This is a genomic window from Paenibacillus lautus NBRC 15380 (assembly GCF_004000945.1).
Classification (GTDB): domain Bacteria; phylum Bacillota; class Bacilli; order Paenibacillales; family Paenibacillaceae; genus Paenibacillus_AQ; species Paenibacillus_AQ lautus.
This window is the reverse complement of sequence record NZ_BIMF01000002.1, coordinates 109,191-122,043: the sequence shown is the minus strand read 5'-3', so window position 1 is coordinate 122,043 and position 12,853 is coordinate 109,191. Positions and strand designations below refer to the sequence as shown.

Genomic DNA, 12,853 nt, shown 5'->3' with positions numbered 1-12,853 from the left:
TTTTATGAACATCATTTCTTATCTGGATAAGCTTATAGATCAATAAAGCCATCATCTATGATCTCTGAACAGGCGCGGAATAATGTTGGAGCTCATCCCAATGGGGTGTCGCCATGTTCGCGCGAATTTTCAATTGATCAAAAGCTTGCTGTAAAGCAGTTACCTCGTTTGCTGACACCGCCTTATCACTTAACAGGATTCTGCCAATGGGGTTCGACAGCATCATCTTCAACAGGATGTAGAACAGCTTTCTTTTTTTGCGGGCGAATTCCTTTTGAGTGGCAGGCGTAACCGTAAACCCGTTTTTCTCCAACACTTGATGTCCCTCATCTACAGCATGGATGACAAGATTAAGCAGCTGCTTGTCTTTTGCGGCTTTGCGCAAATCCCCGTGATATGTAGAAGCAATGGAATTCAATGCCAAGATCATGACAAAATGACTTTTCAGCCACTCATTCATATTGTTCTGGTAGGTCCACTTATATTTGGTGTTAACCAAAGCCTGATCGATCACCGAACGCCAAGACAGCTCCTCACCTAAACCGCCGATATTGATTTTGGTTCTTGGTCCGCGTACGCTAATGACCCGGCCATTCTCTCTCCAGCCAGCGATCGTCTGAAAAGCGAAAGCAACCTTTTTCGCTACCGGGCTATGGGTTTGCAAATACTCCTCCATTTCCCCAGGACTCGCATTGTTGCCCATGATAACGATGTGGCTGCTATGGTTCGCTGCAAGTGCAGGCAGCACCGCTTCGAAATCCGGATATTTCATCACAACAAAAATAAGATCATAAACATCGTCAGGCTGTAGTTCCCGGATCACCCTTACGTTATGAACCGTTGTTTGGAACTGAAAATAATGCCGAATGACATTGCCGCTCTTTTCCAACTCATCCGCTCGTTGTCCTCTGGCCAGTATCGAGACGTTGTGACCTCCACGCACCAGCTCGTGGGCTAAATAACTGCCAAGAACCCCAGCGCCATAAACCAATATTTTCATAGTAGTTCCTCCATTCGAGTTATACGATTTGATCAAACCGTGTTCTCAAACACTTATTTTTGTTATTAATATAGTTTTTAAATAATCGTCGTGATATTTAAAAATTACAGCTTGATTCTATATGGACATCGATCGGACTGTCAAGAAGTTTTTAAATATCGACCTCGAAATTTAAAAACCACTCTTTTTATGGTAAACTACTTGTAGCGACGAAAACGGGAAGTGAGTGAAAACGGATGAATAAATTCGAAATAAGAACGCAGCAAAAGAAGGATGCGATCATTCATGCGGCATTAAAGCTTTTTAAAGAAAAAGGCTTCATCCATGTCAGCATCAAGGATATTGCCGAAGAATCCGGCGTATCGTCCGTATCGCTGTATAACTACTTCGGCAGCAAAGAAGGGGTGGTCAAAGAATGTGCAAACGTTCTGATGCAAAATACCATCCATATGGCCAAGGAGGTGTTGAAACAAAATATCGAGTTTAAAGACAAGCTATCCCAAGTGTTGGAGATCTGTGCTGACCAAGACTATCAATTGCTGCGTACACCGGGTGCAGTTGAGGATCAGGTGCTGGCGAGTTTATATAGTGAAAACACCAATAAAATCAGAATGGAGCTTATTCAGGAATTTATTGAGCTGGGGAAGAAGGAAGGGGCGATTCATTCCTCTGTTTCTCTGGAGACCCTTTTGGAATTATTAAGTGTTGTCGGGACACTTCAAGCTTCCTGGGCAAAATCCGGGAATTATAAAAACAAGATGGCTGAACTTAACCAGCTTCTCTTGTTTGGTTTTATTGGACGCCAATAAAATTTAATCATAGAATGACCTCCGACGATCCAGGTAGGAGGTTATTTGCGCTTAACGATGCTTACGGAAACAACGCAAAAAAGGAAATTAGCCTCCCAAGGAGAACCATATACTACTTGAAGGAGGATGCTTTTTATGCCTAAAACCATACTTGTTGTCGATGATGATCCGGATATTATAGATATGCTTAAACTTTATCTGGAGGCAGAAGGATATAGGACTTTGGAGGCTTTCGACGGGAAAGCAGCCCTAGAGCATCTACAAAGCAAGCATGTGGATCTCGCGCTCCTCGATATCATGATGCCGTTCATCGACGGATTCCAGCTGCTCCGCATGATGCGGCAGGATTATAAAATCCCGGTCATTCTCATTTCGGCCAAAAATCAGGAACTTGATAAAATAACCGGGCTCAAGCTGGGGGCAGACGATTATGTGTCCAAGCCGTTCAGTCCGCTTGAAGTGATGGCGAGAATTCAGGCCCAGTTAAGACGTTGCTATGAGTTTAACGAGCCTTCGGAAGCTCTGCCGTTATCCGAAACCTGCGTTGGGGACTTGATGCTGGATCACCGCGAATGCATGTTATACATCAAGGGAACACCGATTTCACTCAGCGCTATTGAGTACAAATTGTTGAAATTGTTTATGGGGGAACCGGGGCGCGTATTTACGAAAAAGCAAATTTTTGAACAAGCCTGGGACGAGCATTATCTGGCTGACGATAACGCCGTCATGGTCCAAATCAGCAGGCTGCGCGATAAAATCGAAGCTTGTCCGAGGAAGCCTGTCTATATCAAGACCATTCGCGGACTCGGTTACCGATTTGCGAAGAAAGATGAGTTGCAGCCATGAAATCTCCTAATCGCCTGCAGCGTTCGCTGATTCGCCAATACATTTATTTTTTTGTTACGATTGCACTCATTGCTGCGGTTTCTCTGTATGTATTAAATGCGCAAATCTTGAATTATTTTATGGATATATCCGGACAGATCAAGGCAGAGGATACCGCCCTTGGCACTCCTACCGCCGTGCTTGACGTCGACAGCGGTCAGCACGAGCTGGTGTTTTATAGAATGGCTCTTCAAACCCTGCTTCTGTTTCTCGCTTTGTTTGCGATCACCGTATATTTCTTCGGAAGATTTACAGCTTCCCGGTTTACGACCCCGCTCAGCTCTATAGCTGACGGCATACGGAATATCACCAGCGGACATTACCACAAAAGATTGAACTTTAAAGCGAGTTATGAGCTCGCGCAAATTCAGGACGATTTCAATGATATGGCGGAGCGGCTTGAACGGATGGAGAAGGAAAATCGGGAGCTAGCGGAGAGCAAGCAGCGCATGCTGATCGACATTTCCCATGACCTGAAGACACCGATGACCACCATTCAGGGTTATATCGAAGCGATGGAAGTGGGGCTCGTTGATTCGGAGGAGCGAAGGCGGCAAATCCTGCGTATGATCTCCGACAAAGCCAGTCTGATGTCGGAGTTGATTGACGGCATCTTCGAACTGTCCAAGCTGGATAGTCCCGACTATCCTTTTGCCGTTGAGGCATCCGACCTTACGGAATTCATGAGGGAAATCGCAGCCGAGTATTACGAGGTTTTCGAAGAAAAAAAGTTTCTATTCCAGTATGATATTCCCGATCGTGTAATCATCGTCCCCTTCAACGCGACCTGGTTATACCGGGCGGTTTCCAATATCCTGTCCAATGCAATCCAATACAACCCGCCTGGCACAACCGTTGGATTGAAATTGGCAACGAGGGGAAAGGGAATCGAAATTCACGTTTCAGACGATGGTATCGAATTCCGGATGCCATGAAGGAAAAGGTCTTCGATGCCTTTGTCCGCGGAGACCAAGCTCGTAAAAGCGATGGGGGTACGGGTCTAGGTCTTGCCATTGCCAAACAAGTGGTAGAAAAACATGGAGGGAAGATCAGGCTTACAACAAAAACTGGGCAAACGACATTCGTTCTGTTTCTGCCGAGCAGCATGTAAGATTTCTGAAAGAATAGGGAAAGTACACAGAAAGAGTGATCCGGTATCCTCAGATGTAGAACGATCTACTAAATAGAGTGCAGGAGGACTGGAAGAGTGGAAATACAAAAAGAGAAAGAGAAAGAAAACGAGAAGGGTTTTGCCATTATACAAAGAATCGTTGCCAACCGGAAACGTCTGCAGCCCTTAACTCCCGGATGGAAGGGAGCGTCGCTTGGACTTGGAGGCATCGCATTCATTCTGACCCTGATCCAGGCCGATTATTTATTGACGGGGCACGGTTTCGTGAATTATATCGCGGGCACGTTCTTGTTTGTCTTAGCGATTGCGATGATAAGCGGCTTGGCCGCGTTGCTGCTGCATGGAGTCAAGAAACTGCCAAGCCGTTATATTTGGACGTTGATAGGCTCACTGACCTTGCTATTATTCTGCTTCTTCGTGCCGCCGAAAGTATCAGCCGTTTTCATTGCATGTTTAGCCTTTGTATTTTCATTACTTGGTGCATTGCTATATAAAATGGCAGCCGGAAGCTACAGGCAAGTCTCAAGAGCAAGGAGAATCGGCGCCATGGCCTGCTTGTCCTTGATCGCCATCGTGATTGGAACGTGCAGCTTCTGGCTGTTTCGGGAGGGAGATGAAGACGCTCCGGCCGTCACTTTACAACAGCTAAAAACCTCAAGCAGGTATGAAGAATCCCTGATGAACAACCCTGCGGCAGAAGGGGACTATCAAGTCAAAAGCTTGTTATACGGAAGCCGAGGAAGCTACAGGAAAGAGTTTAACCAAACCGGATCCTTGACCACCAAAACGGTGGATGCGACCGAGTTTGTCGAGAAATGGTCCTCAGGGCGAACGAAGTCGCTTGGTTTCGGACCGGATGCCCTGCCGTTAAACGGAAAAGTGTGGTATCCCGAAGGGGAGGGCACATTTCCGCTGGTCCTGATTGTGCATGGAAACCACTTAATGAACGATTATTCCGATCCCGGTTACGAATACCTCGGCAAACTGCTCGCGAGTAAAGGATATATTTTCGTCTCCGTGGATGAAAATTTCCTTAATGCCGCCCCATACGAGGACCTTTTTCTAATTAGCCCCCTCCAACGCGAAAATCCGGCAAGAGGTCTGCTGCTGCTGGAGCATTTGAAGACCTGGAAGGGTTGGAACAGCGCTCCGGACAGCCCCTTTTATCAAAAGGTCGATATGGAACGAATCGCCCTCATCGGTCATTCCAGGGGAGGCGAAGCTATCGCGATTGCGGCTGCCTTCAACAAGCTCGGCAATCACCCGGATCACGGCCATATCAAGTTTGACTATAACTTCTCGATCCGCTCTCTCATTTCCATTGCGGGCACGGACGGGCAGTATCAGCCTCAAGGCAAACCGCTGCCGCTGCAGGACGTGAATTATCTCTCTTTGCATGGAGCCCATGATATGGACGTCAACAGCTTGGACGCTGCCAAACAGTATCATCGGATTCGGTATACCCAAGGCAAAGATTACATGAAGTCGATGATTTACGTTTATGGGGCCAACCATGGCCAGTTCAACGGAGGCTGGAACAGAGGGGATGGAGTCGGCCTTTCGAATCGTCTCTTTAACCTTCGTCAAATCATGCCGCGGGAGGAGCAGGAAACGATTGCCAAGGTGTTCATATCTGCCTTTCTCGATGCAACGCTTAAGGACCAACGTCAATATCGGAAAATATTCACGGATTTGGGTTACGCCAAGGAATGGATTCCCGACAACCTGTACGTGGGCAATGTTTACGATTCGGGGACAACCATGATTGCCGATTTTCAAGAAGACATCGATCTGCAGAGCACGACGATGCCTGGCGGCAGCCTGATGGGCGAACATCTCCGGGTATGGAAGGAGGAGAGGGTAAGGACCAAGCATGGCTTCGCCGATTACAGCGCGGTTCGTTTAGGCTGGGACACGAGAGGAGAATCCGAACCTGCATCCTTCACGGTCACGCTGCCGGAACGCGGCTTGGTAACGGGAACGGAAAGCTCTGTCGTATTTTCGTTGGCGGACGCCCGTGGAAAAGACGCGAGCGGCGACCCGAATGAACTGATCAACGCAACGGTTTCCGTTGAAGACAAGAAAGGCAATCAGGCAAGTCTTCCGCTCAGCCACATATCTAAGTTGCCGCCCCTTATTGAGGGCAAATTGTTGAAATGGCCATTCGCTAATACCGGGAATACCTCGGAACCCGTATTTCAAAGCTATGATTTCCCGTTAAGCGATTTTCACAAAATGAATCCGGACTTCAACCCGCAGCAGTTGAGCAAGATCATTATCCAATTCAACCTCACGAAGCACGGAACCGTACTGCTTAGTGATGTGGGCATCCGATCATGAACTTGTATGGTTTGGTCCGAAAGGTTGACATTGATGTCTGCCAGACGACAAGAACAATATACGCTGAAGGAGCCGCCAATATGGCGGCTTTTTTGATTAGGTAGAGTAGGGCTCAAACCGTTACAGCTTATAAACGGTAATAAGTTTCCGATTTAGGAAAATGAATCGTGACTTTTGTATACGTTCCTGCCTCCGACCGGATAGACAAATTATGACCCAGCTTATGCGCCAATTGTTTTGCAAGATAAAGTCCCATGCCGGTCGATTTGGGATGACTTCTTCCAATAGAGCCGGTAAATCCTTTCTCAAAGACGCGATGAAGGTCCTCCGGCTGGATCCCGATCCCGGTATCTACAATGTTCAACCGTTTTTCTTTACGGTCTTCTTCGACCGTGAATGTAATGTTCCCGCCTTCGTTCGTATACTTCAACGCATTTGCAACGATTTGATCAAGGATAAATCCGAGCCATTTGCGATCGGTATGGATGGTTTGCGGAATGTCCTCCATCTGTAACCGAATCTGTTTATTGATAAAGGTTTTGGCGAATTTTTTCGCGCAAGTTTTAATGATCGCGTCTAACGGTTCTTCCGTGATGAAATAATCCTTGGAGAAAGAATCGATTCGAGAATAGTACAGTGCCTGCTCCACATAATTTTCTATTCTATCCAGTTCATCCTCTAGTTTATCGGCAAGGGAATCTGCCGTTTCCCCCGTGCTGTTTTCCATGAGCAGACGACTTGCTGCAATCGGCAGCTTTACCTCATGAATCCAGGACATGATAAATTCCTGGTGATCTATTTTCTCTTCATTGAGTTTCCGGAGGTCTCGTTCATGATGACGGTGCAGTTTGGCAAAAAGCTCAAGGTATTGCCGTTGCTGCAAATTTTGCGGTTCAGGGGCAGCGACAGGCCAATCTTCCCGGTCAAGATCGATCAGCTCCTGCAGCTTACGGTAATAGGATCTGCGATAAGCATAGCCAATCAGTAAGTAGGCTGTGGTGAAGGCAAAACAAACGATTTGAATATACAGAATGCTGCCTGCGACTTGACCCGGGGTGACCGATAGGGAAAGGATCATTGAAATAAAGCCCATCATCCCCGCGTACAGCAACAAAAAATAACGTTTGTCCTTTATGTATTGAATGAAACTCATGGGATCATATAACCTTGCCCTTTCTTGGTTACAATCCAGTTTTTCTTGCCGATGCCGGCCAGTTTTTTGCGCAAGCGGACGATGTTGACGGTTAACGTGTTTTCGTCCACGAAGCTTTCATCCTGCCAAAGATGACGCATGATTTTCTTGCGGTCTACAACGGTTCCTTTCTGCTGCATCAGAATCTTCAATATACTGACTTCGGTTTTGGTAAGCTCCGCTTGTTCGGTTTCATAAGTGAGCATCCCTTTGTCCGGAAGGAACACGACCCCCTCATGCTCGAACACATTGGAATGCAGGTCCGAATAGGAATACGTTCGGCGCAGCAGCGCATTGACTTTAGCGGTCAATACATCCATATGGAACGGCTTCTGAATATAATCGTCCCCGCCCATATTCACCGACATGACAACATCCATGGGCGAATCGCGGGAAGAGAGAAAGAGCACCGGAACATTGGAGATTTCCCTAATTTTTTGACACCAGTAAAATCCATCATACGATGGCAGGTTGATATCCATGATCACAAGATGGGGCTGGTCATGAATAAAGCATTGCGCGACCTGGTCAAAATTATCGACGCTGACCGTTTCCAGACTCCATTTGGTTAATGCTAACTGGATCATTTCGCGAATGGTCGGGTCATCCTCTACGATCATAATTTTCATAAACGATCCTCCCGGGCGTTACTAGCGGCAAATTAAACACATTGTATACGATCTTCCCGCGGCAGACAAGCAAGTTTCCGGGGCGGCTTCCTTTGTCTAATGTGACAGGAATGTAAGGTAGAGGGGGAAGTTGTAAGCTAAAGTAAAGGTGACCTGTATTAAGATTAGGATAAGAAATCATGATTTCGAAATCGTGCTGATATTGTTTCTATATTGATAACCAGGAAGGAAAGATCAACATGAAAATGGTAGTGAACGCGGCTCAGGTACGAAAGGTTTATGGCGTGAAAGGAAATGTCTATACCGCCTTGGATGATATCGATTTGACCGTGCAGGAGGGAGAGTTCGTGGGGATCATGGGGCCGTCGGGCGCAGGCAAATCGACTTTGCTCCATGTGATTGCGACGATCGATCAACCTACCTCCGGAGACGTAGTCATTGACGGGGTTGACGTACTGAAGATGGATGAGGAACAACTATCCGCTTTTCGCCGGGATAAACTGGGATTCATTTTTCAAGATTACAATTTGCTGGACACATTAACGGTGAAGGAGAACATCTTGCTGCCCTTGGCGCTGGCCAGGATGGATGTCAAAGAACTGGAGCAAAGAGTGGGGGAGATCGCGGACAAATTCGGCATCACCCCGATTTTGGACAAATACCCGTATCAGATTTCCGGAGGTCAAAAACAGCGGACTGCGGCTTCACGCGCCATGATTTCCGGTCCCAGCCTGCTGCTGGCCGATGAGCCGACCGGCGCGCTGGACTCGAAATCGGCGACCGACCTGCTGGAGAGCCTGAAGGATCTGAATGAATATGATCAGGCAACGATTCTGATGGTCACTCATGACACGTTTGCGGCAAGCTATTGCAAGCGCGTGCTGTTTATTAAGGACGGTCGCATTTTCACGGAACTGACGAAAGGCGAAACATCCCGCAAACACTTTTTCAAAAAAATATTGGATGTATTGACCGCTCTGGGAGGGAATGCAAGTGACCTTGTTTGACATCGTGAAAAAGAACATGAAAGGGAACTTCAAAAACTACTCGATCTATTTCATTTCCATCCTGTTCAGCGTCATCATCTATTATACGTTTCTTTCTTTGCAATACAGCCAAGAAATTGCGAGTTCAATCGAATCGTCGCAGAGCATGCAATCCGTTTTCATGATAGCGTCCATCCTATTGATTGTGTTTGTTGCCGTCTTTATTATGTATTCCAACCGTTTTTTTTCGAGACAGCGTAAAAAGGAAGTAGGCTTGTACGCATTGCTTGGTCTTCCCAAAAAAAAGATCGGAAAAATGCTGTTTTATGAAAACCTGATCATTGGGGTGACGGTTTTAATCATAGGAATCTTGATTGGCACATTGTTGTCCAAGCTGTTTGCCATGATCTTAATCAAGCTGCTGGGGACGCCGGTACAGGTAGGTATGGCTTTCTCTCTGCGAGCTCTGATTCATACGCTCATCGTGTTCATGGTGATTATATTGGCGACATCGATCCAAGGCTATCGATTGATTTACAGCTTTAAACTCATCGAATTGTTTCGCGCGGAGCAAGAAGGAGAGCAGGAGCCGAAAGCGTCGTTTCTATCTGCAGTGGGTGCAGTTCTCTGTTTGGCTGCGGGATACGGATTCGCCTTCCGCGATTTTTCTGTCACCGAAGAAATCCTTGTCAATCTGAGCGTGATGAGCGTCGGTATTATCGCTGGAACGCTTCTGCTCTTTTCCTCCTTGGTCATTGTCTTGTTAAGAACCGCCAAGAAGAGAAAACGAAGTTACTATAAAGGCATGAATCTGGTCATTACCTCTAATTTGGTGTATCGGATTAAAGGAAACGCTCGTTTGTTAAGTGTCATTTCTCTGTTATCCGCAGCAGCTTTGTGCGCTTTCAGTGTCGGATTAGGTGCATATTTTACTTTTGACAAAACATCGAAGCTTACGGCACCGTTTAGCTACATGTATATTGCCCAGGACCATGCCTTTAATCAGAAGGTAGACGATATCATACGCGGGGATGAAGCGCATCCGATTATAGCGCAAATGACGATTCCGGTGCTGGAGACAAAAGGAGAGGTTTCCGATCCCGAGATTCTTCCGGAAAGAATGATCGAAGCAGATAAAACCCCGCTCAAAGTGGTTTCGCTCGATCAATACAACCAGGTGGCAAAGGCACTGCGTCTCCCCGAAATGGATCCGATCGAACAGGATGAAGCAGTTGCGATCCGGCCCATGTATACGGACTATGAATGGTCGGATTATGAAAGCGAAACGATCGACATCGAATTGCCGGATCAACGGATATCCCTTGCTTTTGCGGGGATGACTGAAGAACGTATCATCAATTGGAGTTATCCGGATGTGATGATTGTTGTAAGTAACGGCACCTACGACAAAATCGAGGCGCAGGTTTCGCCGACCCGCTATGTCGGGTATGCCGTGCAGGAACAGAAGACAACGAAACACACGGCCGATGCGCTGGCGGCGCTGAAGACACCGGAATCGTACTTGTCTTCTTTTTATTCCGAATACCGGCTTGGAATTGAAGAAGCGGCCTTTAACGTGTTTATATTGGGATTTCTTGGGCTCGTTTTTGTCATGGCGACAGGCAGCATGATCTATTTCAAGCAATTGACCGAAGCGGCGGCAGACAAACCTCGGTTCGATATTCTTAAAAAAATCGGTGTAAGCGGAAAAGAAATAAGTATGGCCATCATCAAGCAGAACGCCTTCATCTTTGCTCTGCCGCTCACGATCGGGCTTGCCCACTACATGGTCATCCTGCAATTGTTGAAAAGGTTATTCAGCAATATGGCAGGCGCCAGCCTCATGCTGCCCATCCTGATCTGCGTCGCTGTGTTTTTCCTGATCTATTCGGTTTATTATGTGCTCACGGTCAACTCCATCAGCAGGATCGTCCATGGAAAGGCGGCCCCCGTGGTAAGAATTGCAGCTATAGCCATTACGGTCTGTCTTCTAGTTCTGATTGGCATATTCTTCGGCACGGAAACCCCTGCAACGCAGGATGAGAGGGGGCAGACAGAGAAAATCCAGTTACAGCTTCCGAAACCTACTGGAGAATATTCGGTGGGGACGATGGAGATGCACTTCAAGGATGGCAACCGGGTGGACCCATGGAAACAGGACAGAGACAGGGAGCTGATGGTCAGCATATGGTACCCTGCTTCGGGGAAAAGCGAGCAGAAGGCTTTGTACATGCAGCCCGGGGCAGCAAAGTATTACGATGAAAACACGATTTCAACGATCGGAGTGGATCCCGGGAGGGTCGATCTATCCGGTATCGGGACACATTCTTGGGTGAATGCACCTCCAGTGAACAACAGTGAGGGGTGGCCTATCCTCATCTATACACCTGGAGGGTCTGTTCCAAGAAACTTCGGGACGGCTGTAGTCGAAGATTTGGCCAGCAGAGGTTATGTGGTTGTTGCCGTCGATCATACGTATGAAGCCTCTGCGGTCCAATTTCCTGATGGAAGTGTGGCAACCAAGTTATTACCGTCTTTCAGCGCAGAAGTGATACTGAAGATGCTAGAGGTAAGAGTGGATGATATCCAATATGTGTTGGACCAACTTGAACTCATAAAGGAAGGCCGTCATCCAAGCGATCAGCCTTTACCCGCTGGACTTCAAGAAACATGGGACCTGTCAAAGATCGGAATATTCGGACATTCCGCCGGCGGGGCTACCGCTGCTCAGGTGATGTATGAGGATGACCGGGTTGACGCCGGCATCGATATGGATGGAACGATGGGCCACATGCCCGATAACCCGCTGCCGGTGGCGCAGCACGGTTTGGATCGACCGTTCATGCTCATGAATTCAGGCTACAATAAGGAGGGCGAGGTCGATTCCCATCTTACCGCGATGGACCGCCAATCGTTCTGGCAGCATTCGACCGGGTGGAAGCTCGATTTAAGCATACCCGAGGGAGCACATTATACGTTTACAGATTATCAGTCGCTCCTTCCCCAGCTTCAAGAGAAGCTGAGTCTTTCGCCGCGAGCAGTCCAGCAGTTTATCGGAACAGCTGATCCACAGCAGACGATCGCTGCCCATCGAAATTATGTCGCTGCCTTTTTCGATTTTCATTTAAAGGGTGCTCCACAGCCACTGCTGGACTCACCGTCTGCAGACTATCCTATGGTTGATTTTATCAAATAATATGTAAAGCTCCACGCTCCGTTCACAAGCACGCAGGGCACATTTTCCCATCGATTGTTTGGAATGGTTTTGTCATCACACCCTACGGCAAAGACCGCAACGATCTGGAACCGGGTGACCTTGTCCGTATTGAGAACGGTAAAGTCGAGGCTGGCAAACAGCCGAGCAAGTCTGTCTTTCTCCATGAAGCGATCTACCAAATGCAGCCGCATGTCCATTCGGTCATTATCGCGCATCCTCCCAACATCATGGCATTTGCCGTAACCGATACCGCATTCGATTCAAGAACGATTCCGGAGAGTTATATCTTGCTTCGCGGAATGCCAAAGCTTCCTTTTCATGCGGTTTACAATGAGCCTGAGCGTACCGCTTCGCTGTTTAAAGCCGATACGCCGATTGCCATTGTAAATAATAATTGTGTAATTGTTACCGGTCAGAGCCTGCTCAACGCGTTTGACCGATTGGAAGTTGCCGAGTACAGCGCCAAGTCCATTCTGTCGGCAAGAACGCTCGGCAATGTTATACACATCGATGACGACCGGATTCGCGAGCTTGAAGCAGCGTTTCATCTAGAATAGGAAGATCATGGAATACCTCAGCTGTACCAAGGCTGCCGCGGGAATAGAGCGGCAGCCTTTCGTTTGTTCTGGCATCGACCAACGACGCAGTGTCCTCCACGGA

General features: G+C 47.5%; 10 protein-coding genes and 1 pseudogene. 7 read left to right on the top strand and 4 right to left on the bottom strand.

Translation table 11 applies throughout. The annotated features are described in order from the left end of the window. Positions 1-55 precede the first annotated feature (55 nt). On the bottom strand, positions 56-1,000 hold the full coding sequence (locus tag PLA01S_RS04030; RefSeq protein WP_127590195.1) for a ketopantoate reductase family protein: 945 nt from the start codon (positions 998-1,000) through the stop codon (positions 56-58). Between the two features lie 236 nt (positions 1,001-1,236). On the opposite strand from PLA01S_RS04030, the gene PLA01S_RS04025 reads away from it, so the two are divergent. The 4 genes and pseudogenes from PLA01S_RS04025 to bahA all read left to right on the top strand — a co-directional run bounded on the left by PLA01S_RS04025 (position 1,237) and on the right by bahA (position 6,169). After that, complete coding sequence (locus tag PLA01S_RS04025; RefSeq protein ID WP_127590194.1) at positions 1,237-1,809, top strand: TetR/AcrR family transcriptional regulator; 573 nt, start codon at positions 1,237-1,239, stop codon at positions 1,807-1,809. A gap of 135 nt (positions 1,810-1,944) precedes the next feature. Next, on the top strand, positions 1,945-2,658 hold the full coding sequence (locus tag PLA01S_RS04020; protein WP_127590193.1) for a response regulator transcription factor: 714 nt from the start codon (positions 1,945-1,947) through the stop codon (positions 2,656-2,658). Next, positions 2,655-3,808 (top strand): annotated as a pseudogene (locus tag PLA01S_RS04015) (HAMP domain-containing sensor histidine kinase). Before PLA01S_RS04020 ends, PLA01S_RS04015 begins: the two are co-directional and overlap by 4 nt. Before the next feature lie 96 nt (positions 3,809-3,904). Next, positions 3,905-6,169 (top strand): bacitracin amidohydrolase BahA, encoded by a 2,265-nt coding sequence (bahA, locus tag PLA01S_RS04010; RefSeq protein ID WP_127590192.1) that lies wholly within the window; start codon positions 3,905-3,907, stop codon positions 6,167-6,169. Between the two features lie 127 nt (positions 6,170-6,296). Here bahA and PLA01S_RS04005 read toward each other — a convergent pair whose 3' ends face one another. Together PLA01S_RS04005 and PLA01S_RS04000 are read right to left on the bottom strand one after the other, a co-directional pair. Beyond that, complete coding sequence (locus tag PLA01S_RS04005; protein WP_127590191.1) at positions 6,297-7,322, bottom strand: sensor histidine kinase; 1,026 nt, start codon at positions 7,320-7,322, stop codon at positions 6,297-6,299. Next, positions 7,319-7,990: a response regulator transcription factor gene (locus PLA01S_RS04000; protein WP_127590190.1), complete on the bottom strand. Its 672-nt coding sequence runs from the start codon at positions 7,988-7,990 to the stop codon at positions 7,319-7,321. The genes PLA01S_RS04005 and PLA01S_RS04000 overlap by 4 nt, the downstream gene beginning before the upstream one ends. 239 nt (positions 7,991-8,229) lie before the next feature. Here PLA01S_RS04000 and PLA01S_RS03995 point away from each other — a divergent pair, with 239 nt between their 5' ends. Both PLA01S_RS03995 and PLA01S_RS03990 read left to right on the top strand, forming a co-directional pair. Continuing rightward, the gene (locus PLA01S_RS03995; RefSeq protein WP_127590189.1) at positions 8,230-8,997 is read left to right on the top strand and encodes an ABC transporter ATP-binding protein; all 768 of its coding nucleotides are present in this window, start codon (positions 8,230-8,232) and stop codon (positions 8,995-8,997) included. After that, entirely contained in the window at positions 8,984-12,172 is a 3,189-nt protein-coding gene (locus PLA01S_RS03990) for an FtsX-like permease family protein (protein ID WP_127590188.1), read from the top strand. Before PLA01S_RS03995 ends, PLA01S_RS03990 begins: the two co-directional genes overlap by 14 nt. Here PLA01S_RS03990 and PLA01S_RS32390 read toward each other — a convergent pair. Beyond that, the gene (locus PLA01S_RS32390; protein WP_246059312.1) at positions 12,145-12,357 is read right to left on the bottom strand and encodes a hypothetical protein; all 213 of its coding nucleotides are present in this window, start codon (positions 12,355-12,357) and stop codon (positions 12,145-12,147) included. The two genes, PLA01S_RS03990 and PLA01S_RS32390, sit on opposite strands and share 28 nt — an antisense overlap. Between PLA01S_RS32390 and PLA01S_RS03985 the strand changes: the two genes are divergently transcribed. Next, the gene (locus PLA01S_RS03985; protein ID WP_246059366.1) at positions 12,277-12,750 is read left to right on the top strand and encodes a class II aldolase/adducin family protein; all 474 of its coding nucleotides are present in this window, start codon (positions 12,277-12,279) and stop codon (positions 12,748-12,750) included. The genes PLA01S_RS32390 and PLA01S_RS03985 overlap by 81 nt on opposite strands. Positions 12,751-12,853: the final 103 nt, after the last annotated feature.